This window comes from Vibrio sp. OY15, from assembly GCF_000742455.1.
GTDB classification, from domain to species: Bacteria; Pseudomonadota; Gammaproteobacteria; order Enterobacterales; family Vibrionaceae; genus Vibrio; species Vibrio alginolyticus.
The window spans coordinates 25,217-50,185 of sequence record NZ_JPIL01000001.1; the positions used below are offsets into that span (position 1 = coordinate 25,217).

Annotated in this window: 22 protein-coding genes; 15 read left to right on the forward strand and 7 right to left on the reverse strand. The window is 44.0% G+C overall.

The window, feature by feature from the left end; genetic code table 11:
* Window positions 1-141 precede the first annotated feature (141 nt).
* The 7 genes from hinT to IJ23_RS00130 all read left to right on the forward strand — a co-directional run bounded on the left by hinT (window position 142) and on the right by IJ23_RS00130 (window position 6,355).
* On the forward strand, window positions 142-492 hold the full coding sequence (gene hinT / locus IJ23_RS00100) for a purine nucleoside phosphoramidase (RefSeq protein ID WP_005378473.1): 351 nt from the start codon (window positions 142-144) through the stop codon (window positions 490-492).
* A gap of 69 nt (window positions 493-561) precedes the next feature.
* Complete coding sequence (locus tag IJ23_RS00105) at window positions 562-1,959, forward strand: COG3014 family protein (protein ID WP_005378471.1); 1,398 nt, start codon at window positions 562-564, stop codon at window positions 1,957-1,959.
* Window positions 1,959-2,351: a YcfL family protein gene (locus IJ23_RS00110; protein WP_005378469.1), complete on the forward strand. Its 393-nt coding sequence runs from the start codon at window positions 1,959-1,961 to the stop codon at window positions 2,349-2,351. Before IJ23_RS00105 ends, IJ23_RS00110 begins: the two co-directional genes overlap by 1 nt.
* Window positions 2,352-2,417: 66 nt before the next feature.
* Window positions 2,418-3,008 carry a penicillin-binding protein activator LpoB gene (lpoB, locus tag IJ23_RS00115; protein WP_005378467.1) on the forward strand — a complete coding sequence of 197 codons (591 nt, stop codon included), beginning with the start codon at window positions 2,418-2,420 and terminating at the stop codon, window positions 3,006-3,008.
* 24 nt (window positions 3,009-3,032) lie between these two features.
* Window positions 3,033-3,914, forward strand: a complete 882-nt coding sequence (gene thiK, locus IJ23_RS00120; protein WP_017634746.1) for a thiamine kinase — start codon at window positions 3,033-3,035, stop codon at window positions 3,912-3,914.
* Between the two features lie 75 nt (window positions 3,915-3,989).
* Window positions 3,990-4,532, forward strand: coding sequence for an alpha/beta hydrolase YcfP (ycfP, locus tag IJ23_RS00125; RefSeq protein ID WP_005378464.1), 543 nt, complete (start codon window positions 3,990-3,992; stop codon window positions 4,530-4,532).
* Between the two features lie 533 nt (window positions 4,533-5,065).
* Window positions 5,066-6,355 carry an NAD(P)/FAD-dependent oxidoreductase gene (locus tag IJ23_RS00130; RefSeq protein ID WP_005378463.1) on the forward strand — a complete coding sequence of 430 codons (1,290 nt, stop codon included), beginning with the start codon at window positions 5,066-5,068 and terminating at the stop codon, window positions 6,353-6,355.
* A gap of 76 nt (window positions 6,356-6,431) precedes the next feature.
* On the opposite strand, the gene IJ23_RS00135 is transcribed toward IJ23_RS00130, so the two are convergent.
* The 4 genes from IJ23_RS00135 to IJ23_RS00150 all read right to left on the reverse strand — a co-directional run bounded on the left by IJ23_RS00135 (window position 6,432) and on the right by IJ23_RS00150 (window position 11,952).
* Window positions 6,432-6,980, reverse strand: coding sequence for a GNAT family N-acetyltransferase (locus tag IJ23_RS00135; protein ID WP_005387823.1), 549 nt, complete (start codon window positions 6,978-6,980; stop codon window positions 6,432-6,434).
* 160 nt (window positions 6,981-7,140) lie between these two features.
* A complete protein-coding gene (locus IJ23_RS00140) occupies window positions 7,141-7,908 on the reverse strand; it encodes a peptidoglycan binding protein CsiV (protein WP_021707672.1) in 768 nt (255 codons plus the stop codon).
* Between the two features lie 7 nt (window positions 7,909-7,915).
* Entirely contained in the window at window positions 7,916-11,377 is a 3,462-nt protein-coding gene (gene mfd, locus IJ23_RS00145; protein WP_033905041.1) for a transcription-repair coupling factor, read from the reverse strand.
* A gap of 5 nt (window positions 11,378-11,382) precedes the next feature.
* Window positions 11,383-11,952, reverse strand: a complete 570-nt coding sequence (locus IJ23_RS00150) for a hypothetical protein (RefSeq protein ID WP_025766933.1) — start codon at window positions 11,950-11,952, stop codon at window positions 11,383-11,385.
* A 248-nt stretch (window positions 11,953-12,200) separates the two neighbouring features.
* Between IJ23_RS00150 and lolC the strand changes: the two genes are divergently transcribed.
* The 3 genes from lolC to lolE are packed head-to-tail and all read left to right on the forward strand — an operon-like array spanning window position 12,201 to window position 15,356.
* Window positions 12,201-13,409, forward strand: a complete 1,209-nt coding sequence (lolC, locus tag IJ23_RS00155; protein WP_031778997.1) for a lipoprotein-releasing ABC transporter permease subunit LolC — start codon at window positions 12,201-12,203, stop codon at window positions 13,407-13,409.
* Entirely contained in the window at window positions 13,402-14,109 is a 708-nt protein-coding gene (gene lolD, locus IJ23_RS00160) for a lipoprotein-releasing ABC transporter ATP-binding protein LolD (protein WP_005378457.1), read from the forward strand. The genes lolC and lolD overlap by 8 nt, the downstream gene beginning before the upstream one ends.
* A 2-nt stretch (window positions 14,110-14,111) precedes the next feature.
* On the forward strand, window positions 14,112-15,356 hold the full coding sequence (gene lolE, locus IJ23_RS00165; RefSeq protein WP_033905042.1) for a lipoprotein-releasing ABC transporter permease subunit LolE: 1,245 nt from the start codon (window positions 14,112-14,114) through the stop codon (window positions 15,354-15,356).
* A 148-nt stretch (window positions 15,357-15,504) separates the two neighbouring features.
* Here lolE and IJ23_RS00170 read toward each other — a convergent pair whose 3' ends face one another.
* On the reverse strand, window positions 15,505-16,014 hold the full coding sequence (locus IJ23_RS00170) for a DUF2062 domain-containing protein (protein WP_005387834.1): 510 nt from the start codon (window positions 16,012-16,014) through the stop codon (window positions 15,505-15,507).
* Between the two features lie 8 nt (window positions 16,015-16,022).
* Here IJ23_RS00170 and IJ23_RS00175 point away from each other — a divergent pair, with 8 nt between their 5' ends.
* Complete coding sequence (locus IJ23_RS00175) at window positions 16,023-18,308, forward strand: DNA internalization-related competence protein ComEC/Rec2 (protein WP_050550044.1); 2,286 nt, start codon at window positions 16,023-16,025, stop codon at window positions 18,306-18,308.
* Window positions 18,309-18,311: 3 nt separating this feature from the next.
* Here the strand turns inward: IJ23_RS00175 and IJ23_RS00180 are convergent, their stop codons facing one another.
* Complete coding sequence (locus IJ23_RS00180) at window positions 18,312-19,301, reverse strand: glycosyltransferase family 8 protein (protein ID WP_033905043.1); 990 nt, start codon at window positions 19,299-19,301, stop codon at window positions 18,312-18,314.
* Between the two features lie 345 nt (window positions 19,302-19,646).
* On the opposite strand from IJ23_RS00180, the gene msbA reads away from it, so the two are divergent.
* The 4 genes from msbA to kdsB are packed head-to-tail and all read left to right on the forward strand — an operon-like array spanning window position 19,647 to window position 23,323.
* Window positions 19,647-21,395 (forward strand): lipid A ABC transporter ATP-binding protein/permease MsbA, encoded by a 1,749-nt coding sequence (msbA, locus tag IJ23_RS00185; protein ID WP_033905044.1) that lies wholly within the window; start codon window positions 19,647-19,649, stop codon window positions 21,393-21,395.
* Window positions 21,396-21,400: 5 nt separating this feature from the next.
* On the forward strand, window positions 21,401-22,408 hold the full coding sequence (gene lpxK / locus IJ23_RS00190) for a tetraacyldisaccharide 4'-kinase (protein ID WP_017634739.1): 1,008 nt from the start codon (window positions 21,401-21,403) through the stop codon (window positions 22,406-22,408).
* A complete protein-coding gene (locus IJ23_RS00195) occupies window positions 22,389-22,568 on the forward strand; it encodes a Trm112 family protein (RefSeq protein WP_009707122.1) in 180 nt (59 codons plus the stop codon). The genes lpxK and IJ23_RS00195 overlap by 20 nt, the downstream gene beginning before the upstream one ends.
* The gene (gene kdsB, locus IJ23_RS00200; protein ID WP_033905045.1) at window positions 22,568-23,323 is read left to right on the forward strand and encodes a 3-deoxy-manno-octulosonate cytidylyltransferase; all 756 of its coding nucleotides are present in this window, start codon (window positions 22,568-22,570) and stop codon (window positions 23,321-23,323) included. Before IJ23_RS00195 ends, kdsB begins: the two co-directional genes overlap by 1 nt.
* 80 nt (window positions 23,324-23,403) lie before the next feature.
* Here the strand turns inward: kdsB and IJ23_RS00205 are convergent, their stop codons facing one another.
* The gene (locus tag IJ23_RS00205; protein WP_005378449.1) at window positions 23,404-24,963 is read right to left on the reverse strand and encodes a SpoVR family protein; all 1,560 of its coding nucleotides are present in this window, start codon (window positions 24,961-24,963) and stop codon (window positions 23,404-23,406) included.
* Window positions 24,964-24,969: the final 6 nt, after the last annotated feature.

A 24,969-nucleotide genomic window follows, 5' to 3' on the forward strand; every position in this document is an offset into this window, starting at 1 on the left:
TTTTATGACGCACACGACAAAAAAAGCCTCGTTAATTAGCATTTGATTAATAATGTTAAGTGAACACTGTTTTTATTGAGCTCCGCTTTTGGTTGGCGCATACTAATTGGGGTCTAATTACGTTTATAAAATGGAGTCCTCATGGCGGAAGAAACGATCTTTAGTAAAATTATTCGCAAGGAAATCCCTGCCGATATCCTTTATCAAGATGATTTGGTGACTGCGTTTCGCGACATTAACCCTCGCACACCAAGCCATATTCTCATTATTCCGAATAAACTGATCCCAACAACGAATGATGTAGAAGCTGAAGATGAAGCAATGATGGGGCGTTTGTTCACTGTTGCTAGAAAGTTAGCGAAAGAAGAAGGTATTGCTGAAGACGGCTATCGCCTGATCGTTAATTGTAATCCACATGGTGGCCAAGAGGTTTACCATATTCACATGCACCTACTAGGCGGCCGCCCTCTAGGTCCAATGGTATTGAGCTAAGCTTTTAAAAGTGGGTGGTGATTCACCCGCTTCTTTTTCCTGTCGAATGACACATTTGTGGAGATAAATGTGAAACTAGGTGTAAAGCTGTTAGGGCTGATGAGCTGGGCTTTAATGGCCTCTGGCTGCGCGAATTTATCTGCGGGCAATCTGTTTAGTCATTACAGCAACCAGAATCAAGAAGTTTATCAAGCCGTTGTTGCAGGGGAATATGCCAAAGCAAAACAACTTCAATCAAGTGAAGTGGGTGGCGAGATACTTGGCAATTTTGAAAAAGGTCGCATCTCTTTTCTTGCTGAAGATTACCCAACAAGTTTGAATGCGCTAGAAAGCAGCGATCGTGCCGTACGTGTTCAACAAGATCGAGCGACGATATCTGTGTCAGACACGGCAACGAGCGTCGGCTCTCTCGCAGTGAACGACAATCTCCAAGATTATCATCCCGCCGATTACGAACTTGGCTTTTTGCACCTGTATCTAGGACTAAATTACTTACAGAAAAACGATTTAGAAGGAGCACTAGTTGAAGTGCGTCGAGCTAATCAAGTTCAGGAAGCGGCAAGAAATGCGCGTGAAAAAGAGCTAAAAGCAGCAGAGAAAGACCTTAACAAGCAAGGCATGTCTGCCAATTTAGGCAGTGTATTAGCGAACTACCCTGATGCTGGTAAAAAACTAAGCGCGGTACAAAATGGTTATCTGTTCTATCTTTCTGGCTTGTTATATGAAGCGTCGCGAGACTTAAACAGTGCTTATGTTGATTACCGACGAGCACTCGCTGTAATGCCAGACAACAAGCAAGTTGTAGAAAGCACCTTATACGCTGCTAAGAAGTTAGGCATGCGTGAAGACTTGCGCATGCTAGAGAAGCGGTATGGCAAAGCACCTTCTGGATTAACTCAGTCACAAGGGCGAGTCATCGTTATTGATGAGCAGGGTGTTGTTGAGGCGATGAAAGGGTGGCGTATTGATTTACCGATTTACGACAGTCGCGATAATGGCGCGATTTATTCGTTGGCGCTTCCTTATTATCAGAACCGAGGTGCTCAACGTTTTAGCGATGTTGTTTTAAATGGTCAGGTATTGCCTTCCAGTACGCTGACTGATGTTAATGCGATGGCGCAAAACGATCTTAATGAACGTCTTACTACAATAGTGATCCGTCAAGCTCTTCGTGTTTGGGCAAAAGATCGAATCCGAAAAGAGGCGGCGAAAAAAGGCGATGATGTGGGCAACATACTTTTCAATGTATGGAACACATTGACCGAACAGCCAGATACAAGAAGTTGGCAAACATTGCCAGCGCAAGTGAAAACGGCTTCAAAAATCGTGAAACCGGGAACACAAAGTTTAAACTTGGGTGATCAAACCTATCAGTTTGAAGTGCCTGCACAGCAGACTACATTGGTATGGGTATCTCGTCAGGGAGCACACTCAACCGTGTGGCATAAACAGCTAGGGAGACTGTAATGAAAGCATGGCTTGTTTGTTTAGCAATGGCTATTGGTTTAGTTGGATGCGCCGAAAACACGGCTGGTATTCGAATTGATGGCCAAACGCAAAAAGTATTCTTTAATGATAACGTTTTAGGTAGTCGCTTATTAGTTGACAACATCACCACCACTTACGTTGATGATCGCCCACGAGGAGTCGTGCAGTTGAGTAGCAATTACAAAGGTGATCAGCACATTCTTTACCGATTTTATTGGTATGACAACAATGGTTTAGAAGTGAATACCAAACCTGGTCCGTGGCGAAAAATGATTGTGCGAGGATTTGAGCAAGTCACGTTATCTGAAGTTACTGTGAATCCAAATGGCACAAAATTCCGTGTGCAAATTAGAGAAGCACAAGACGATTAATCTTAACGGCTCTGCCGAAGCTGCCGCGCTAACGATGCGCTGGTATTGAAAAACTAAGGAACTCTCATGAAAAAAAGTATTATTGCTCTTTTAGGTCTTGCCGTCATTTTAGGTGGCTGTTCTAACAAAGTCTCTTACGGCGATGCGCAAGCAACAGAAACCACGACTATCGATTTTGGCTCAACAGATTTACAAAAAATCGCGGCTGAAATGGTGGATAGCATGATGATGTCGGGCTCTGTAGCAGCAATTACTCGTGACCAACGTCCTATCGTTTTTGTTGAGCGAATTAAGAACAAAACCAGTGAACATATTGACACTGAATCCATTACTGACACGATCTCTACTAAGATGTTGAACTCAGGTAAGTTCCGCTTTGTTGATATGGATCGTGTTGAGTCTGTGCGTGAACAACTTAACTTCCAAAACACGGATGAGCTTGTTAACCAAAGCACAGCGATCCAATTTGGTAAAATGGTTGGTGCTCAATACATGCTTTACGGCAACCTATCTAGCATTGTGAAAAATGCAGGTAGCGATAAAGATGTATACTACAAGATGACCATGCGCCTAATGGACCTAGAAACAGGTTTGATTGAGTGGGCGGATGAAACTGAAATTCGTAAAGCGCAATCTAAGAGCCTATTCGGTCTTTAATCGAACAGGGTGGAGAAGTCATCAATGGCATGGTTTTCTTGGCAACAAGCAAAACAGTTAGATCCGAGTCTTAATGCTCTCGATGGCTTCTTTACGGAGCCTCCGGTAAAAGTACAAACTGTTACCGGGGGGCTAACCAACCGCTGTTGGCGGTTGGAATCTTCTCAAGGCCTTGCATACATCTGGCGACCGACCAGTCATGTCTGCAAGGCTTTTTCAATTTCTCGTCACAGTGAATATCAAGTGCTGAATGCAGTCTCTTCATTGGAAATTGGCCCCAAGCCAGTTTTTATTCATGAGCAAGGGTTGCTGGTGGAATGGATAGAAGGAGAGGCACTGACGGAGTCAGGCTTAGCACTAAGCGATTTATTATCCATTGCGGCGAAGATTCATCAATATCCGATAAGCGCAATTCCTTTGGTTCCATTTTCATATATTTCTCGCATCGATCATTATTGGCTTGAGCTTGATGGTCAGTATGTGGGTACGGAGTTTGAGGCTTTGTACATGAAGTGGCGCACGGAACCGAACGTTGCACCTGTTCCGCTTGCCCTATGTCACTTCGATCTGGGGTGTTACAACCTAGTGCGAGGGGAGAGTGGGGTGAAAGTCATTGATTGGGAGTATGCCGGGATTGCTGACCCTAGGCTAGATTTGACCTTAACTATTCAGGTCGCGAATGCGCCTGTGGAAGAAGCGGTAAAGCAGTATTGCCAAATTCGAGGTATCGAAGATGTGTCTCTTTGGCTGAGAGGTGTACACGCTTGGCAACCAAGAACCTTGGTGATGGCGATGCTCTGGTATCTACTTGCCTATAAATTGTGGGGAACTGAACAATACTTAAACAGTGCGTATGAGTTGAAAGGCTCATTGTGTATGGAAGATCACTGTTTTGAGAACTCGTGATATTTTCCCCTTTAACAGTAAGGAAATAGTGGTAGTTTTAATAAAAGTACCAGATACACACAGGGAGAGGTACACATGATTATTTACTTACACGGCTTTGACAGTACAAGCCCGGGTAACCACGAAAAAGTTCTTCAACTGCAATTTATCGACGACGACGTTCGTTTTATCAATTACAGCACCCTTCACCCAAAGCACGACATGCAACACTTGTTAAAAGAAGTGTCTAAAGTTATCGATCAATCTGATGACCCAAACCCGTTAATCTGTGGGGTAGGTTTAGGTGGTTACTGGTCTGAGCGAATTGGTTTTCTATGCGGTATCAAGCAAGTGATGTTCAACCCGAACTTGCACCCAGAAAAAACGATGGCTGGTCGAATCGATCGCCCAGAAGAGTACGAAGATATCGCAACAAAATGTGTTGATCAGTTCCGAGCGAAAAATCAAGCGCACTGCTTAGTGATTCTCTCTAAAGATGATGAAGTGCATGACAATTCGAAAACGGCAGCTGAGTTAGAAAAACACTATCAAATCATTTGGGATGAAACTCAGTCTCATAAGTTCAAAAAAATCTCTCATCATTTACAAGCGATAAAGGCATTTAAAAATACTTACTAATGTTGAGTGTAGACAGTAAAGCGGCGTTTTTATCGGCTGCTTTGCTGCGATTCCTTCTCTTGAGTATGCCGAGCCACTGTCTCTTTGAAAGGCACATTTTCTTGGTTTAACGCTTTGAATATTGTGTTCTCCTTACCGTTTTCTTACTTACCTCCTATGTAGCACGAACACCTTGTTGTAGAGTAGTCGAAAAGTAGTCAATCCGTACTCGTTACACGGATTTTGGTTGCCTTCAAAGTTGGTCTCTATATAATGAACCGGACTAAAATAATTTGATAAATATCAAAAAAAATTGAGAGCGAGTAATAAACTTGCCCAAAAACTTCTGGCGCCGTATGCGTACCAGATAAACATGCCAAACCCTGACAAGTCATTGATAGATAAAGAATCAAAGTGGGTGGTAGTTTTTTAATCCAAGTAATTGAGACACCTCTAAGAACCAAGAATTCATCGGTTGGATGGATGCCACAAATGTTTGTGAGTCATGCATCGAGCTGAACCCCATATATTCATTTTTGTAGAGGAAAATCATTGTGACACGCATTATCGTTGTAGGCGGCGGTGCAGGTGGTCTTGAGTTGGCAACTAAGCTTGGTCGAACTCTAGGTCGCAAAAACCGTGCGCAAATTACGCTAGTCGATCGAAAAGCGAGCCACTTGTGGAAGCCATTATTGCATGAGGTTGCTACAGGTTCTTTGGACGAAGGAGTAGATGCACTGAGCTATCGAGCTCATGCAAAAAACCACAGCTTCGACTTCCAAATGGGTAGTCTTCAAGACATCGACCGTGAACGTAAAGTTATCATCTTAAGTGAGCTTAAAGACGAACACGGTGAACTTCTTATGCCAAGCCGTGAGCTAGAATACGACATTCTAGTGATGGCGATTGGCTCGACATCAAACGACTTCAACACGCCTGGCGTTCGTGAAAACTGTATTTTCCTAGACAGCCCTGAGCAAGCACACCGTTTCCGTACAGAAATGAACAACGAGTTCCTAAAGCTGCACGCGAAAAACGGTAACGGTACGGTCGATATTGCGATTGTTGGTGCTGGTGCAACTGGCGTTGAACTATCAGCTGAGTTACATAATGCTGTTAAAGAGCTGCGCACTTATGGCTTCGGTGATCTTGATTCTAGCAAGTTGAACGTCAATCTGATTGAAGCAGGTGAGCGTATTTTACCAGCGTTACCTCCACGTATTTCTTCTGCTGCTCATCAAGAGTTGGTGAAGTTGGGCGTAAACGTGCGCACCGCCACTATGGTGACTAAAGCTGAAAAAGATGGCCTTACTACAAAAGATGGTGAGAAAATCCCAGCTCAAATCATGGTTTGGGCTGCAGGTATCAAAGCTCCAGACTTTATTAAAGATATCGCTGGCTTAGAAACGAACCGTATCAATCAGCTTGTAGTGAAAAACACACTACAGACAACACGAGATGATGACATCTTTGTTATTGGTGACTTAGCACAATGCACCCAGTCTGACGGTTCGTTCGTGCCGCCACGCGCTCAAGCTGCACACCAAATGGCAAGCCAGGCATTTAGTAACATCGTCGCGAAGATCAACGGGCGCGAGTTGAAAGACTATGTATATAAAGATCACGGTTCATTAGTGTCTCTAAGTCGCTTCTCAACCGTTGGTAGTCTGATGGGGAACCTAACTAAAGGGTCGATGATGGTAGAAGGCCGTATTGCTCGTGTCGTTTACATCTCATTGTATCGCATGCACCTAATGGCGTTGCATGGTGTATTCAAAACCGGTCTGATGATGCTCGTCGGCCGCATTAATCGCGTGCTGCGTCCAAACCTTAAGCTGCACTAAGGTTTTAAATCCACTCTGTGTGGATGTGTTGTATCTTAAAAAATGCAGAAGCCACCGCAAGTCGGTGGCTTTTTGTTTATGTTAGATCTGTCGGTAAAAGTGAGAACACAACGCCATCTTTAGGCTTACCCTGAAAAATAAACCGGTTTCTGGCGATGGCTTCTTTTTGTGCACCGACGGACTCAATTAAGGCTTGGCTAGCTTCGTTGTCGGGGTCACAAACAATCTCTAGTCGAGTTAAACTTAGCTTTGCGAAGCAGAATTCTGCTAAGGCTTTAACGGCTTCTTGGGCATAGCCTTGCCGTTGATAGCGGTCGGCAACCCAGTAACCAATACTCGCCATATTAAACGTATGATATAACTCATTAACCGCTGCCATTCCAACCAAAGTGTTACTTTGCCGCTCATAGATACCGAAACCAAAAGCCTCAGTTTTGACCCAGTTAAGACGGGTTGCCAACAGAAAGTCCTGCGCGGTTTTCAATGTGACGTTTTTATCACACCAGTCAAGCCATTGGTGCAGCGAAGGGGATTCTGCAAGTAATCGTTGTAGTGAATGTGCTTCTTCAGCAGGGATGAGCTTGAGCGCTAAGCGGGGCGCAATGATTTCAAAGTCTGGACTCATGAACTAATACGACTTCCATGTTGAGTGTAAGTAAATTGAAAGCTGTCTATTTATACTTGAACGCAGCTATTTTCCTTGCTCTGCGTTGGTTAGGAATAACTGAGGTATAGCAGATAAAAACAAAGCGCAGCTTTGCTGCGCTTTGTCGAACCGCTCGTGCTTATCGAACCCGACGAACTTGAATGATCATACCCATCAACGGGTTATCTAGGTAATGAGTCTCGCTGCTACGCATACGACGTTTTTGATCCATTCGATAACTCTTCAGGAATTTCTCTTCGGTTACTGTCGGCGATATTTCTGCCAAGTTACCGACTTGGACGTTACCATCTACTTCACCTAAGTCATCCGCCAATTGCTCAGTTGAGGTTGGTTCAAAACGCACCTCTCTAACACTTGGTTCGCGCAGATCTAGTGTTGTTTCGGCGAAGAGGTAATGCTGTACGTATATTTGGAATCGACCATCTAGTTCATATAAAGGACCATTGACCGTCTCTTCACTGTAACCGTCGCTGGAAAATGTTTGATTGCCATTGATTGGGCGGCCATCTGCTTGATAAGAATCAGAGAAATCTCGCCCGCCAACGATGCGGAAAATTGGGGCGCTAGATTTACCTCGGTCACCTTGACGCCAGGCTACGTGTTTAAGCACTTTAAAGCCGGCATGATTATTTAGTGCCGCTTCTTGCGCGTTGAGACGGAAAGAAGAACTTGGCAAAAGTGTCACGCCTTTAGAGCGGCGGTAGGATTCACTCTCTAGGCTACCGACATTTTCCATATCGATTTTTGGCAGTTGATTCGGCCAAGATTCTGTTGTGCTTTCAGCGTCGACTGCTCGCTTGAAAATGATCACTTCAATATCAAATTGGCGCTGTGCCCAAGAGGGCATTGAGACACATAGAAGCAATAATGGGATCAGTATTCTCATTCGACTATTAGCTCGTTGGTAATAAATTCTGTTTAAAATCATTCAGTAAGTCTTGAACAAACTGAATGCGTTTACGTCGGTCCACCAATGGTACGCTAAACTTGAACTTAGTTGGACCTTCCATTGCAAATTTTTGCGGCTGTGATTGCAGCAGTTTAACTAAATACGCTGGATTTATGTCAGCATCAGGGTAAAACTCGATAAATCCACCTTTATCATGGGCTTCTATCTTTTTCGCTTTTAAACTACCAGCCGAAATTTTCAATTCTGAGACGGCAAGTAAGTTCTTTGTTGCGTCTGGAAGCAAACCAAAGCGATCAATCAGTTCCACTTTTAGCTCTGATAGTTCATCACTGCTTGTGACACTCGCAATGCGTTTGTACATCGACAGTCGTGTGTTTACATCCGGAATGTAATCATCTGGTAAGAGCGCTGGGATTCGCATTTCCACTTCAGTTTGCTCACGAAGCAGCTCATCCAAAGATGGCTCCTTGCCTTCTTTTAATGCTTGCACTGCTTGTTCCAGCATTTCCATATAAAGTGTAAAACCAACGGATTGAATTTGCCCACTTTGCTCATCACCAAGCAGCTCACCAGCACCACGGATTTCTAAATCGTGGGTTGCTAACGTAAAGCCAGCACCTAAGTCTTCTAGTGAAGCAATCGCATCAAGACGCTTGATGGCATCTTTGGTCATGGCTTTTGGATGTGGCGTTAATAAGTAAGCATAGGCCTGATGGTGCGAACGTCCAACACGGCCACGCAATTGATGCAACTGCGCCAAGCCAAGATTGTCCGCACGATCCATGATTATGGTATTTGCCGTTGGTACGTCGATACCGGTTTCGATGATGGTTGTACACACCAACACATTAAAGCGCTGATGGTAGAAGTCATTCATGATTCGCTCAAGTTCGCGCTCGCGCATTTGACCATGAGCCACGGTAATACGTGCCTCTGGGATGAGTTTCTGTAAGTCTTCTGCCGTTTTTTCAATGGTTTCAACCTGATTGTGCAGGAAGTAAACCTGACCACCACGCATAATTTCACGCAGTACCGCTTCACGGACCACTGGCTCTTCTTTTTGTCGAACAAAGGTTTTAATGGCTAAACGGCGTGCAGGAGGTGTCGCGATGATCGACAGGTCTCGCATGCCACTCATTGCCATATTCAGTGTGCGTGGAATTGGTGTTGCGGTGAGGGTAAGAATGTCCACATCCGCACGCATTGCTTTGACTTTTTCTTTTTGACGAACCCCGAAGCGGTGTTCCTCATCAACGATCAACAAACCTAAATCTTTGAATTTAATGTCGCTCGAAAGCAGCTTATGCGTACCAACGACAATGTCTACTTTACCATCGGCAACGTCTTGCAGAATGACTTTTTGTTCTTTGGCAGATTTAAAACGAGACAGTACTTCAACTCGGATTGGTAAGTTGGCAAAACGGTCACGGAAGTTTTCGAAATGCTGCTGAGCAAGCAAGGTTGTTGGTACGAGTACGGCGACCTGTTTACTGTTATCCGTTGCGACAAATGCTGCGCGCATAGCGACTTCCGTTTTACCAAAGCCCACGTCACCACACACTAAGCGATCCATCGCTTTTGCCTGGCACATGTCTGACAATACGGCATTGATGGCCATCGCTTGGTCATCTGTTTCTTCAAACGGGAATGTTGCTTTAAATGTTGCGTATTGCCCACGATCTAGCTCAAATTTGAAGCCAGGTTTTAATTCTCGTTTAGCATACACATCCAGCAATTCTGCCGCGACATCACGCACTTTTTCTGCCGCTTTACGACGTGCTTTTGCCCACGCTTCACCACCTAATTTATGCAGTGGCGCACTCTCTTCAGCGCCGCCAGAATAACGGCTGATAAGATTCAGTGATGAAACTGGCACGTAGAGCTTGGCATCGTTTTGATACTCAAGGGTGACGTATTCCGTTTTCATGCCACCGGCTTCAAGTGTTTGTAAACCGATGTAGCGGCCAATACCGTGATCAATATGAACCACAGGTTGACCGGGTTTTAGTTCCGCAAGATGGCGAATAACGGTGTCACTGTTGACGGCTTTTTTATCTTTGCGGCGTCGCTGGATAACACGGTCACCGAGTAGATCACTTTCACAGATCAGAGCGAAGTTCAGCTCTTCGTGAATGAAACCATGCTCTGCTGCGCCTAAGATCAAGCTGAATCGATCACCCGAGTCTAGAGCTTGGTAAAGTGAGCCATGTACGACTGGCCGAACTTTGATGCCTTGCAACAGCTCCGTTAGTGCTTCACGACGACCTTCTGACTCTACCGAGAAAACGATTTTGCCGCTGAATTGCTCACTAAACTGACGAAGGCGCGAGAGCGGCTCTTTATTTTGTTGTTGAACGCCAAGCTCGGCTAACGATTGTACTGGTAGATTTTGACGACCGGCACGCTTAACCACTTTATCTAGGCTCAATTGAGCGATAGGGAGCTGTTTTAGTTGACTGAAAAGTTCGTCTTTTTTCAACCAAAGCTGTTCAGGAGTCAAAAGAGGACGCAGCGGATCAACTTTTTTCTGGTCGTATCGATATTCGACATCGGTTAAGAAAGTATCGACCGCAGATTCGATATCACCATATGTGATGACTTGAGAGTCTTCTGGCAAATATTCAAATAAAGTCTCGGTATGGTCAAAAAACAGCGGCTGCCAATACTCAATACCAGCGGGCCACGTGCCTTTGGTCACTTGCATGTAGATTGATTCAGGCTCGCGGCGTGCGTCGAACTGGGTGCGCCAACGTGTGCGGAAATCTTCAATCGCTTCTTTAGTGGTTGGGAACTCATGTGCAGGCAGCAATTGGATTTGCTGAATATCGTCGATAGAGCGTTGGTTCTCTGGATCAAACGTGCGAATGGTATCTATTTCATCATCAAAGAAGTCGATGCGGTACGGGTCATTGCTGCCCATAGGAAAGAGATCCAGAATAGACCCACGACTTGCATATTCACCTGGTCCAAATACTTGATCTACATGGCGGTAGCCTGAATTTTCAAGTTGTACACGTAACTTCTCTAGCGAGAGCCGATCACCAGTTTTCACCATTAAAGTGTGTTGCAACAAAAAATCACGTGGCGATTGGCGTTGCAATACGGTACTGACCGGGACGATGGTTATGCCATCACGTTGACTTGGCAGTTGGTATAGGCGTGCGATACGTTCAGAGATGATTTCTTGATGCGGAGAAAAGTTATCGTAAGGCAGCGTTTCCCAGTCGGGGAACAGGCTTACCGTTTGGTCGGTGAATTGCTCAATCTCTGCCTGAAGCTTTAAAGCAATTTGCGGGTCAGGCACAACGAGTAGCGAGTGACTCGAATGCTGTTTGGCCAGCTCTGCAATGGCTAGAGGTAGAGCTGCGCCCGGCAAATTACCTAGCTGTTTTTTGTCGCCACGCTCTGAAGGATTGGTGACGGAAAGAATCGTTGCTTTTGTCATAGGAATTATTTTTTATCTCGCTCCATCGAGCGCTGACGTAAAAGTTTTTGTTGTTGATACAGTGCCGCCTTTATCAGTAAATCTTGATCAGATTCTCGGAGCATCTTGTATCTAAGCGTGATAATGAAATCTTGCTCTGAAGCATCACATTCTTCTACTTGAGCGTAACAGTAAATCGCCGCAGCAGGGTGATCGAGGAACAGTTTAACACGAACGAGTTGTTGAGTAGTTAACGCTGTATCTGAGCGGAAACTGAGTTGACTAGCACCAAACTGCGTCGTTTGATAGCGAATGGAGGCGTCATCTTGTTGTGAAAGCATAAAGCTCAACAAGAGGTTAAGTTTCGCGTTTTGCGTATCAAGCAAGTTGATCACATGCTTTAACTCTTTGTTTTTCAGCTCTAGACGCGCGTTGTCTGCCAACATATCTAAGTGACTAAATTCACTGGCGACAATAAATGGTGCTGGAATTTCGGAGACAAACGTTTCTTCATCTGGCAAAGCAAAGTCCTCACTTAACGTTTCGACGTTGATGGTGAGGTTATGATGGACGGTAAAGTATTCTTGCTCTGTCATATAGTCATCCTTTTGCCTGTGAGCGCTCCCTGTTCACTCAACAAACAAAGAGAAATAGGGCACTGATTATCGCTAACTGAATGAAGTTATCAAGTTTAGCCGATTTGTCCTTGAACTTTTTGCCCTAAATACAGACTTATTGCATGTCGTTGACAAATTTAGCGATTCTCTTGTCTTCTTAATGAGAAGAGTAAGGTAAGATAATCCGCTAAAGCTTTATATCAAAACAACCAGTTGGTTTGTCTTATATGTATCATCCTATCTCATTGTTTATTGGCTTAAGGTATCTTCGGGGACGCTCTGGAGATAGGTTCAGCCGATTTGTTTCTTATATGTCGACGGCGGGTATTACGATCGGTGTAATGGCGTTGGTGACGGTTCTTTCTGTGATGAACGGGTTTGAATCGCAGTTAAAAGAACGCATTTTAGGTGTGCTACCTCATGCCGTTGTTTCGCAACACGATGGAAAAACACCTATGACCGAGTCTGCTCCTCCATTTGTTCAAGCGATGTCGAGTGAATCCCAGCCGGAGCCTATCGTTAGAGGAGAGGCTGTTATTCAGAGTTCTGCACAGCTGACGGCTGGTTACCTCATCGGTATTGAACCTAAGAAAGGCGATCCGATTAGCAACCATTTGATTGCCGGACGATTATCGTCACTTCAAGCAGGTGACTACAATGTATTTTTGGGTCACAGTTTGGCACGTTCACTAAAGGTCTCAATCGGGGATAAAGTACGCTTGATGGTGACCAACGCGACGCAGTTTACCCCACTTGGTCGTATTCCTAGCCAGCGAAACTTCACTGTCTCAGGCATTTTCAATACGGGATCGGACGTTGATGGTCAATTAATGATTGTGAACATGACGGATGCATCTAAGCTGATGCGTTTCCCTAAAGACACGGTTTCTGGTTGGCGTGTCTTTTTCTCTGACCCATTTATGGTGACGGATTTTGCTGACCAACCCATGCCTGATGGATGGGAATGGAGTGATTGGCGCGAACAGCGTGGTGAGCTTTTCCAAGCGGTGAAAATGGAAAAGAACATGATGGGACTTATGCTAGGTCTAATTGTGGGTGTCGCTGCATTCAATATTATCTCCGCTTTAATCATGGTAGTAATGGAGAAGCAATCAGAAGTCGCAATATTGAAAACTCAAGGCATGACTCAATCTCAAGTGATGACCATTTTCATGGTGCAAGGTGCAAGCAGTGGTGTAATTGGCGCGATTGTTGGTGGCGCCGCGGGCGTGATCTTGTCACTTAATCTAAATGCGATTCTTGAATCTGCTGGTGTGGCGCTATTCAGCTTTGGTGGTCATCTACCCATCTTGATTGATTCACTGCAAATTCTTTTAGTGGTGGTGTTGGCGATTGCTCTTAGCCTTGCTGCTACGCTTTATCCTTCTTATCGAGCATCTTCTGTTAAACCTGCTGAGGCACTTCGCTATGAATAAGCTATTAGAATGTCGTGATATTCGTAAAGTCTACCGAGAGGGTTCGTTAGATACGGAAGTGTTGAAAGGCGTAAGTTTCGATATCGACAAAGGGGAGTTGGTTTCTATTGTTGGCTCTTCTGGTTCGGGAAAAAGTACCTTATTGCATATTTTAGGTGCGTTAGATGACGCAACTCATGGTGAAGTTGATTTTCTAGGGCAAAACTTATCAGCTTTGAGCTCGAACAAACAGGCGGCATTACGCAACAAGCACCTTGGTTTTGTATACCAGTTTCATCACTTATTGGCTGACTTTACTGCGCTTGAAAATGTGGCGATGCCACTGATGATTGGCGGTGCTAAAGTAGCGGATGCAAAACAGGCGGCTAAAGCGCTGTTAGATAAAGTTGGTTTGAGTCATCGGATGCAACATAGACCCTCCGAGTTATCGGGCGGTGAGCGTCAGCGTGTTGCGATTGCGCGTGCATTGGTGAATAAACCTGATCTGGTCTTGGCTGATGAACCTACGGGGAACTTAGATCACAATACGGCACTGTCTATCTATGATTTGATGCGCGAGCTCAATAAAGAGTCAAACATTGCATTTTTGGTTGTCACGCATGACAAAGAGCTGGCAGCAAAAATGGATCGTCAAATGCACATGCAAGATGGTTTGCTCGTAGATCGTTTTGTGACTGATACAGCATCTGCGGAGGGCTAGTTTTGTTTACCTCTTTAGCTTTGATGATTGGTGGTCGCTTCAGTCGAGCGAAAAAGCGCAACAAGATGGTGTCTTTCATATCGCTTTCTTCGACCATTGGTATTGCGGTTGGCGTTGCTGTGATCATTATCGGTTTGTCTGCAATGAATGGCTTTGAGCGCGAGCTGCAATCGCGTGTGTTGTCTGTGATTCCACACGGCGAGTTAGAAGGTGTTAATGGACCACTTCAGGACTACACCAAAACGATGAATCAAGCTCTAAAACATGAACATGTTGTTGCGGCAGCACCGTACGTTCGTTTTACGGGCTTGGCAGAAAAAGGCAGTAAGCTAAAAGCGATAGAAGTTCGTGGTGTAGAGCCTACTTTCGAGCAAGCGGTGTCGAGCTTATCGAATTTTATTGACCAAGCAGCTTGGCAAAACTTTTATGCCGGTCAGCAGCAAGTGATCTTAGGCCGAGGTGTAGCAAACGAGCTAAATGTCGCCGTGGGGGATTATGTTACGTTAATGATTCCGCAAACAGGCGGCGCAAATAAAGTGCAGGCTCCTAAGCGTGTGCGCGTGAAGGTGTCAGGGTTCTTAACGTTGAATGGCCAAATCGACCACTCTCTAGCGTTAGTACCATTAGCTGATGCGCAGCAATACGCGAGGTTAGGGGAAGGGGTCACAGGCATTTCACTAAAAACTGACGATGTTCTCAATGCGCCTTCTATTGTTCGCGAGGTTGGTAGCATGGTTGATGTTTACGTGTATTTGAAAAGCTGGCAGCAAAAGTTTGGTTTTTTGTATCGCGATATTCAGCTCGTGCGCACCATTATGTACTTGGTGATGGTACTGGTGATTGGCGTGGCATGTTTTAATATTGTGTCTACGTTGATGATGGCAGTGAAAGACCGAGCGGCGGAAATTGCAATTTTGCGAACAATGGGAGCAAAAGATAGCCTAATCAAACGGATCTTTGTTTGGCAAGGTGTATTCTCTGGTGTATTTGGCAGTCTCGTCGGCAGTGTTATCGGTGTCTTAGTGGCGTTAAACCTGACTCCGTTAATTAAAGGGTTAGAGAGCTTAATTGGTCATCAGTTTTTATCGGGTGATATTTACTTCGTCGACTTCTTACCATCACAACTACACTGGCCAGATGTGGCATTGGTGTCAGTGACGGCTATAGTGCTTAGTTTACTTGCGACGTGGTATCCTGCTTCGCGTGCCGCAAGGTTGAATCCGGCGGCTGTACTGAGTTCTAAATAGCTGATTGTTTTACAGTATGCGAAAAACAAAAAGGACCGAATTCGGTCCTTTTTTGTATTTATCCGACTTGAGTAACATCGCGTTTCATTCTAACTGTTAGATGCCCCTCAACTGATAGCTCAAATGCTGATTTTTACGCAGTAAGGTCTTATCTTATTTTGCGTTTTTGCCAGCTCCGTACCACTGAGTAGCGCCAAAGCCCTCGAATTCCGAAGTAGCCAATAATCGCGGATACAACCCCACAAATTGCGCAGCCCAATAGAAATGGAGGTCCAATGGTGCTCATTTGCTGCATGATGAATTCCCACGATAGTTCAAAGTGAAAAGGTTGCGGGGGAAGACGCATCACTAGAGCACCTAGCTTGTACGCAAAGTAAAATAGCACAGGCATAGTGATAGGATTGCTGATCCATACCAAAGCGACGGAGAGGGGCAGATTGACACCCAACATAATGGCCAAACCAGCGGCCATGATCATTTGGCTCGGCAGCGGAACAAAAGCCATAAATAACCCGACAGCAAAAGCCCCTGATGCCGAGCGGCGGTTTAAGCACCACAAGTTTGGGTTGTACAACACATTGCCGAAGACCTTCAATGCTTTTTGGCGTTTGATCAATTCATGATCTGGCATGAAGCGTTTTATCAGCTTTCTAGGCATAGGACAGCATGACTCTCTCAGAAAAAAGTTGGACCTTGGCGTTATTTGTAGCGAGCGTAATCTCGTCAGCTTGGTGGCCGACAATACCAGATTGGCGTTGGTTGCTGCTGGGAATAATAACCACTGGCTCAATAATCAAATTACGTCGTGGCTTAATTAGCATAGGCGCAATTGCGGGCTTTATGGTTGTCATCGTCCACGGCAATGTATTGGAGTCTCAGAGACAAGCCCTTTTTCAAGCAGGGGAGAATATTACCATAATTGGTAAAGTTGACAGCCCTTTTACGCAAATAAGTCACGGTTATGAAGGTATTGTCGCTATAGAAGCGGTAAATTCTCAAACTCTGTTACCTTTTCTTAAACCTAAAATCCGTCTTATTACGCCTTTTCCACTCGATGTTAACAGTGAGTTTACGACATCCATCTCGTTAAAGCCGATTACAGGTCTACGCAACGAAGCTGGCTTTGATGCTGAAAAGCACGCGATGAGTAAAAATATTATCGCCCGAGCGGTTGTTAACAAAGATGCTAAGTGGATTGTTCGTTCTAATGTATCTCTGCGTCAATCCATTATTGCCGATGTCGCTGATGATGTGTCTTCCCTTCATCATTTCTCGTTAATAAGTGCGTTAGTTTTTGCTGACCGTTCTTGGTTGTCTAAGGAAGATTGGCAAGCGCTCAGGGACAGTGGTTTACTGCATTTGGTCTCCATTTCTGGTTTACATATTGGTATGGCGTTTACTTTTGGGCTAGTCGTGGGCGGTACCGTTCGTTATCTATTACCCCAATACCAGTTGTTACCTAGCTTATATGGGCTGATCTTCGCTGTTGCCTACGCTTGGTTAGCGGATTTCTCTCTGCCTACTACGCGAGCAGTGTCGGTATGCGTTGTTTACGTTCTCCTGAAGTATACTCTGGTGCACTGGACTTCTTGGCGAGTTCTTTTGCTTGCAGTATCTCTACAACTGCTTGTCCAACCTTTTGCATCCTACAGTATGAGCTTTTGGTTATCGTACCTCTCCGTTTGTGCGGTATTGTTCGCAATTAATTTGATTCGACATCAAAGGGGAGGTTGGAAAGCGCGATTAAAAGCGTTATTGCTTACTCAATTGATGTTGAGCGCTTTAATCGTACCTGTTAGTGGCCATTTCTTCTCCGGTTTTAGTTTGTCCTCAATAGCCTACAACTTGGTATTTATTCCTTGGTTCGGATTTATCGTTGTACCTTTGATGTTTCTAGCCCTGTTCTCATCTTTGTTTCTTGAAATGATAGCGAAGCCTCTGTGGCATTTGGTGGACTGGTCATTACAGCCATTGAGCACGTCAATACAGTACGCAGTAGGTTCTTGGCAACCCATTAGCATGGAAATGACAATGCTGGTTATGGTGATAGTGGTTTGCTTAATATTTCAACGGTTCATGTCTCATTACGCGTGGTATTTGTTACTCGGCATCGTTATTAGTATCAAGTTTGCAGCGGAGTATGAACCGCATTGGCGTATCGATGTATTAGATGTAGGTCATGGCCTTGCAGTGGTTGTAGAAAAAGACGACAAGGTGTTGCTGTATGACACTGGTAAAGCATGGCAAAGCGGCAGTATCGCAGAGCAGGTCGTCACTCCGGTTTTGCATCAACGAGGTTATGAAAGCATAGATACACTGATTCTAAGCCATTCCGATAATGATCACGCAGGCGGCCGCTTTTTCATTGAAGATGCCTTTTCTCCACAGCGTAAACTTAGTAGTCAATTCTTTATCGAATATGAGCCTTGCACTAGAGGCGACCAATGGAAATGGCAAGGATTAAACATGGAAGTGCTCTGGCCTCCTGCACTTGTTCAACGTGCGTATAATCCGCACTCCTGTGTATTACGACTTACTGACCCTATTTCTAACTTTAGTATGCTTTTTACTGGTGATATTGAGGCCATTAGCGAGTGGATTTTGCTTAGAGAACCCGGAAAGTTACAAAGCGATGTGATGCTAGTCCCTCACCACGGGAGTAAAAGTTCATCGAATCCTCGATTTATTGAGGCGGTGAGCCCGAGTGTGGCAGTTGCTTCTTTAGCAAAAAACAATCGATGGGGAATGCCAGCGGAAAATGTCGTTGCTTCATACCGAAAGCTTGGCGTTACTTGGCTTGATACTGGTGAGGGTGGTCAGGTAAGCTTCTTTATTCACCGTGATAATTGGCGCTCAGAAACCAAACGTAGCGATACATTTGAGCCTTGGTATAGGCAGATGCTGCGTAGCGGAACTAATATAAAAAGACCTAATGTCGAATTAGGTCTGTAAGTTTTAGCTTTTTATTTTTAATATATCCAACCTGAATTTTTTATTCTTTTTTAATGGTAGTGTAAAACTAAATAGTTTCTTTTCACCATTTGGTCTGGCTAGTTGCTCTAAGCTAGAAAAGTAGTCTTCGAAAAACTCGGTCTTAAGTATACATTCTAACCACAAGTTAGCTTTTATAGAATCTAATTTGTTCCATGGTTTTACTCTTGATGCGTAATGGAGTTGAATCGGATTATCATATGCATCCAATAATTCTTCTTTAGTATAGTTAACCTCATCCACAAACTCTTTTCTGTCATACATACTATACACATAGTTACAAACCATGTTTCTTAAGGGTAATTTTCCAACTCTAGGGTGACAACAGAAGTTTAGAACGTCTTGTTCTGGCTGTATTAATCTGTGAGAGTTTTTTTCGAGGTAGTCTTTAAACCTTTTCTCTAAATTATCTTTTCTAATGAGATCGGCATTCATAAAAAAGTATCCAGCACCTATTTTCAGTTGGCTAATCTCTTCATTAGAAAAACTCTTTTTATAAACATCATTATAGCTTAGGATCTTATCTACGGAGAATACCCCTGATATATAATTATTATCATCGTTGTTATTATATTCTATAAAATCTTTTGAAATGTCATTTAAGTAAATAACATCGACATCAGATACGATCATTTTTTTATGTTCTTTAATTAAACTTGAAATACTAAGTTTGTAAAACATAGCTTTAGAGTAATGACCTTTTGTCTTTATGTTTTTCCAATCATTTTCAAAGTCGACATTTTCATTGAAATTAATGAAAATAAGTTCTGAGTTTTTGAATTTTTGTATGGTTTTTTTTAATTTTTCTTGATTTAGCAGCGTAATATCTTCATGTAAGACATATATCTGGTATTTGTAGTTTTTATCTGATTTCTCAAGCAAAGAATAGAATGCTACTGCAGCTGGAATAACATAGTTGTTATCAAAGCAATGAACAATGGGAATGACTTGCATATTTTTTATTGTAAATAAGAATGAACATATCAAGAGTATAGAGCGAAATATAAAAGACTAAAAGACTTTCTCTAAGTGGACATAACACATTTATTAATGTTTATCAGTAGATGAACAGGTACGATGGTCAAGTTTGCTTCACGATGAGGCTTGATCCCCCAATTTTCATATTTAAGATTGAATATCAGTTGAGTCAGAGTAGGTTAGCCAATGACACATTGGAGATCTACTGGGTAAAAGTGGCAGTCTTATACGTTAGCAAACTTAGTGTACGTTCTAGGGATAGGCATATGAGCGCTAACAGAGTAGAATGAATGCCTTAATGTAAGAAAACAAAGCACTTCTATGTCAACAAATACTGATGAAACGACTTGGCAGACGTTTAAGCGTCTCTGGCAATTTATACGCCTTTATAAATCTGGCCTAATCGTTGCTGTTTTAGCATTAGTTATTAATGCAATATCAGATACTTATATGATTTCCTTGCTAAAACCGCTACTCGATGAAGGTTTTGGGAACGCTGAGTCTGATTTTTTACGCACGCTTCCATTGATTATTTTTGCTATGATGTTCATTCGTGGCATAAGTGGATTTGTCTCCACCTACTGTTTGAGTTGGGTATCTGGCAACGTAGTTATGCAAGTCCGTCGCATGGTGTTCAATCACTTTATGCATATGCCGGTGTCTTACTTTGATAAGGAAAAGACGGGCAATTTATTGTCGCGTATAACCTACGACTCAGAGCAAGTGTCAGCGGCAACTAGCCAAGCGTTGGTGAGCATTGTCCGTGAAGGCGCAAGTATCATTGGTCTGTTAGTCTTGATGTTTTACAACAGCTGGCAATTGTCGCTAGTGCTGTTTGCTGTTGCTCCCGTTGTGGCATGGGGTATTGGTGTTGTTTCTAAACGTTTTAGAAAAATATCCAAAAATATGCAGACCATGATGGGTAACGTAACTGCATCAGCAGAGCAGATGCTGAAAGGCCATAAAGTTGTGTTGAGCTATGGCGGCCAAGACATCGAACGTCAACGATTTGAAAAAGTCAGCAACCAAATGCGTCAACAAAGCATGAAGTTGGTGACGGCTCAAGCGGCGGCTAACCCTATCATCCAAATGATTGCATCACTTGCAATTGTTGCCGTTCTTTATTTAGCAAGTATTGATTCGATTAAAGAGCAACTGACTCCAGGTACATTTACTGTTGTGTTCTCTGCAATGTTTGGTCTGATGCGCCCACTTAAAGCGCTGACTAACGTTACTTCTCAGTTCCAACGTGGTATGGCCGCGAGCCAAACGCTCTTCGCGTTAATTGACCTCGAGCCTGAGAAAAACGAAGGTAAGTTGACAGTTGAACGCGCAAATGGCGATGTTTCGGTTAAAAACGTAAGCTTTACTTACACTGGCGCAGAAAAACCAGCATTGGAAAATGTCAGCTTCGATATTCCAAGAGGAAAAACGGTGGCGCTAGTTGGCCGTTCTGGCTCAGGTAAAAGTACCATCGCGAACTTGTTCAACCGCTTCTATGATGTTGGCAGTGGATCTATCACATTAGATGGGCATGATATTCGTGATTACGAGCTAAAGAATTTACGTCAGCAATTTGCACTAGTATCGCAAAATGTTCATTTGTTTAATGACACGATAGCAAACAATATTGCGTACGCAACGGATGGCCAATACGAGCGCAGTGATATCGAGAAAGCGGCAACACTCGCGCATGCGATGGAGTTCATCAGTAAGATGGATGGCGGACTAGATGCGATGATTGGTGAAAATGGTGCTAGCTTGTCTGGTGGTCAACGCCAACGTGTTGCGATTGCGCGAGCTCTATTGCGTGATGCTCCAGTGCTAATTCTTGATGAGGCAACTTCAGCTTTGGATACTGAATCCGAGCGAGCTATTCAAGCTGCACTTGATGAGCTGCAAAAAGACAAAACGGTACTTGTAATAGCGCACCGCTTATCCACAATCGAGAAAGCCGATGAAATTCTTGTGGTTGATGATGGTGCCATCATTGAACGTGGCAACCACGCTGAGCTTATTGAGAAAAATGGTGCGTATGCACAATTGCACCGTATTCAGTTTGGTGAATAAGCGCGGTGATTGAAAAAATCTGGTTTGAAAGCCATCCAATAAAATATCTCTTGTGGCCGCTTTTGTGGCCACTGAGTTTATTATTTGGAGCGATAAGCAAGTCAAAGCGAAAGCAATACCAAACTGGCCGCAAGCAAGCTTATAATGCGCCTATACCTGTTGTTGTGGTTGGCAATATCACTGCTGGTGGCAATGGTAAAACACCAGTTGTTGTGTGGCTTGTTGAGCAACTACAGCAAATGGGCTTTAAGCCGGGGGTTGTTTCTCGTGGTTATGGGGCAAAGGCTCCTGCCTATCCGTTAGTGCTAAAAGAAGATACGCCAGCGAAGCATTGTGGCGATGAACCTAAGTTGATTCATCGCCGTACAGGAGCACCTGTTGCGGTAGATCCTGTGCGTTCAAATGCAGTGAAAGCACTGCTAGATTTGGATGTGGATATCATAATTACGGATGATGGATTACAACATTATGCGTTAGGCCGTGATATTGAGTTAGTGATTGTGGATGGGAATCGCCGGTTTGGGAATGAAAGCCTGATTCCATTAGGTCCTTTACGTGAAGGTATTGAGCGACTTAAAGAAGTCGACTTTATCATCACCAATGGCGGTCAAGCGCATACGGGCGAAATCGCAATGGCTTTAGCACCCTCTAAAGCTATTAATCTTAAGACTAAGCAACATGTGGATGTCTCGGAGTTGAAAGATCTCGTCGCATTTGCGGGCATTGGGCATCCTCCGCGTTTTTTTCATACACTAAACTCGATGAACGCAAATGTTAAAGTCACAAAAGGTTTTGCTGACCATCAAGACTTTGATCAACAAGAATTAGAAGCATTGGCTCAACAAGGGACCAATGTGATTATGACCGAGAAAGATGCCGTCAAGTGCAGCCATTATGCGCAAGATAATTGGTGGTATCTGCCTGTATCTGCCCAGTTTGAGTCAAACGATGCAGAGCAAATTTTAAATAGAATAAAAGAGGTTAAAGCGGCTTATGGATCACCGTCTACTTGAGATTGTAGCTTGCCCTGTTTGCAAAGGTAAGCTGACGTACGATAAAGATAATCAAGAGTTGATCTGCAAATTGGATCGCCTTGCTTACCCGATCAAAGAGGGTATTCCAGTTCTGCTAGAGCCTGAAGCTCGCGCTATGAGCATGGATGAGGGACGCTAATGTCTTTTACGGTTGTCATCCCTTCGCGCTACGCATCGAGCCGTTTGCCTGGTAAACCGCTAGCGGATATTGGTGGTAAGCCTATGGTTCAGTGGGTTTATGAACAAGCGCTACAAGCGGGTGCGGAAGATGTCATCGTTGCAACTGATGACGAGCGTGTTGCGAAAGCGGTTTCGTCATTTGGTGGTAAAGTTTGTATGACCTCTCCCCAGCACGAATCAGGTACGGAGCGTCTTGCAGAAGTTGTTGAAAAGATGGCTATTCCGTCAGACCACATTATTGTTAATGTGCAAGGGGATGAGCCTTTGATTCCGCCGTCCATCATTCGTCAGGTCGCTGATAACTTATCAGGGTGTGAAGCCCCGATGGCGACGTTAGCTGTAGAAATAGACTCGGAAGAGGAAGTGTTCAACCCGAACGCTGTTAAAGTTGTCGCAGATGAGCAAGGCTATGCGTTGTACTTTAGTCGAGCAACCATCCCTTGGGATCGCGATAACTTTGCTAAACAAGACAAAACCATTGCCAACCCATTAATGCGTCATATTGGTATTTATGCTTATCGAGCTGGTTTCATTAATACGTATGTCAACTGGGCACCAAGTGCATTAGAGCAGATTGAGTGTCTTGAGCAACTGCGAGTGCTTTGGTACGGTGAAAAAATTCATGTGGCGGTAGCGAAAGAAGCACCAGCGACAGGGGTTGATACGCCCGAAGACCTAGAAGCCGTGCGCGCGATTGTTGCAAAGCAAGCGTAACAAATGCTCATATAGATTTAAGAATAAACAAGGCTCCTGAATTAGGAGCCTTTTTTGTTTTACTCGTATCGCGGTATTAGTTAAATGTTAGTGTCGTATTGGTTCCGTTTAGGGCAGGTCGCTAACACCTCTCGGTGACCGGTGTCTTTCACTTCTTGGAGAATGACATCAAAGCCCCATAATCGGTACACGTGCTTTAGAACTTCTTCGTAACTATCATCAAGTGGGATGCGGTTGTGAGGAACGTACTGCAACGTAAGCGATCGATCACCACGGACATCGACATTAAACACCTGAATGTTTGGCTCAAGATTAGATAAGTTATACTGAGCGGCTAAGGTTTCTCTAATGCGTTTATAACCCATCTCATCGTGTATAGCAGCGACTTCAATAAAGTTCTTATGGTCATCATCGTTGATCGCAAACAGCTTGAAATCACGCATTAATTTCGGAGAAAGGTATTGGCTAATAAAGCTTTCATCTTTGAAATTATGCATCGCGAAATGCACTGCATCTAACCAGTCGGTTCCTGCTAAATCTGGAAACCACTCCTTGTCCTCATCAGTTGGTTCTTCGCAGATACGCTTAATATCTCGGAACATGGCAAAGCCTAACGCGTAGGGGTTAATGCCATTAAAGTAAGGACTGTTATAAGGCGGCTGAGCCACGACACTGGTGTGGCTATGTAAGAACTCTAGAATGAACTTTTCAGACACCAAGCCCTCATCATAAAGATGGTTGAGTATGGTGTAGTGCCAGAACGTTGCCCAGCCTTCATTCATGACTTGCGTTTGTTTTTGCGGATAAAAATACTGACTGATCTTACGGACGATCCGAACAACTTCACGTTGCCATGGCTCTAGCAACGGCGCATGTTTTTCGAAGAAGTAGAGCAAGTTTTCCTGAGGCTCGCTTGGGAATCGCTCTTTAATGTCTTCCTCTTTCGTCTTGGCTGTTGGTACCGTGCGCCAAAGCTCATTAACTTGAGATTGTAGGTATGCTTCGCGTTCTTCTTGTCTTGCTTTTTCCTCTGTAATTGAGATTTTCTCTGGACGCTTGTAGCGGTCTACACCAAAGTTCATTAACGCGTGACAAGAGTCGAGCAGCTTTTCCACTTCTTTTACGCCATATCGTTCTTCACATTCGGCTAAGTACTTTTTGGCGAACAGCAGATAGTCGATAATAGAACTGGCGTCAGTCCACGTTTGGAATAGGTAATTACCTTTGAAAAAAGAGTTATGGCCGTAACACGCGTGTGCTATCACGAGTGCTTGCATTGTTACCGTATTTTCTTCCATCAAATAAGCAATACAAGGGTCGGAGTTAATCACAATCTCGTAGGCTAGCCCCATTTGACCATGTTTATAGTTCTGCTCTGTTTGAATGAATTTTTTACCAAATGACCAGTGGTTGTAATTGATTGGCATGCCGATGCTTGAATAGGCATCCATCATCTGTTCTGAAGTAATCACTTCTATTTGGTTAGGGTAAGTGTCTAGGCGATAATGCTCCGCGACACGCTTAATTTCTTTGTGGTATCGCTCTAACAGCTCAAATGTCCAATCTGGTCCATCTGGCAACACTTTACTGTTACGCTTCTTAGGCGCCTCTCCTGAGAGGTTTCTCGTTGCGGTATTCATCGCTAG

Bases quoted from the DNA above. Each gene is read 5' to 3' on its own strand.
- hinT (WP_005378473.1), top strand. From the start codon at position 142: ATGGCGGAAGAAACGATCTTTAGTAAAATTATTCGCAAGGAAATCCCT.
- IJ23_RS00110 (WP_005378469.1), top strand. From the start codon at position 1,959: ATGAAAGCATGGCTTGTTTGTTTAGCAATGGCTATTGGTTTAGTTGGA.
- lpoB (WP_005378467.1), top strand. From the start codon at position 2,418: ATGAAAAAAAGTATTATTGCTCTTTTAGGTCTTGCCGTCATTTTAGGT.
- thiK (WP_017634746.1), top strand. From the start codon at position 3,033: ATGGCATGGTTTTCTTGGCAACAAGCAAAACAGTTAGATCCGAGTCTT.
- ycfP (WP_005378464.1), top strand. From the start codon at position 3,990: ATGATTATTTACTTACACGGCTTTGACAGTACAAGCCCGGGTAACCAC.
- IJ23_RS00135 (WP_005387823.1), bottom strand. From the start codon at position 6,980: ATGAGTCCAGACTTTGAAATCATTGCGCCCCGCTTAGCGCTCAAGCTC.
- IJ23_RS00140 (WP_021707672.1), bottom strand. From the start codon at position 7,908: ATGAGAATACTGATCCCATTATTGCTTCTATGTGTCTCAATGCCCTCT.
- mfd (WP_033905041.1), bottom strand. From the start codon at position 11,377: ATGACAAAAGCAACGATTCTTTCCGTCACCAATCCTTCAGAGCGTGGC.
- IJ23_RS00150 (WP_025766933.1), bottom strand. From the start codon at position 11,952: ATGACAGAGCAAGAATACTTTACCGTCCATCATAACCTCACCATCAAC.
- lolC (WP_031778997.1), top strand. From the start codon at position 12,201: ATGTATCATCCTATCTCATTGTTTATTGGCTTAAGGTATCTTCGGGGA.
- lolD (WP_005378457.1), top strand. From the start codon at position 13,402: ATGAATAAGCTATTAGAATGTCGTGATATTCGTAAAGTCTACCGAGAG.
- IJ23_RS00170 (WP_005387834.1), bottom strand. From the start codon at position 16,014: ATGCCTAGAAAGCTGATAAAACGCTTCATGCCAGATCATGAATTGATC.
- IJ23_RS00175 (WP_050550044.1), top strand. From the start codon at position 16,023: ATGACTCTCTCAGAAAAAAGTTGGACCTTGGCGTTATTTGTAGCGAGC.
- IJ23_RS00180 (WP_033905043.1), bottom strand. From the start codon at position 19,301: ATGCAAGTCATTCCCATTGTTCATTGCTTTGATAACAACTATGTTATT.
- msbA (WP_033905044.1), top strand. From the start codon at position 19,647: ATGTCAACAAATACTGATGAAACGACTTGGCAGACGTTTAAGCGTCTC.
- IJ23_RS00195 (WP_009707122.1), top strand. From the start codon at position 22,389: ATGGATCACCGTCTACTTGAGATTGTAGCTTGCCCTGTTTGCAAAGGT.
- kdsB (WP_033905045.1), top strand. From the start codon at position 22,568: ATGTCTTTTACGGTTGTCATCCCTTCGCGCTACGCATCGAGCCGTTTG.
- IJ23_RS00205 (WP_005378449.1), bottom strand. From the start codon at position 24,963: ATGAATACCGCAACGAGAAACCTCTCAGGAGAGGCGCCTAAGAAGCGT.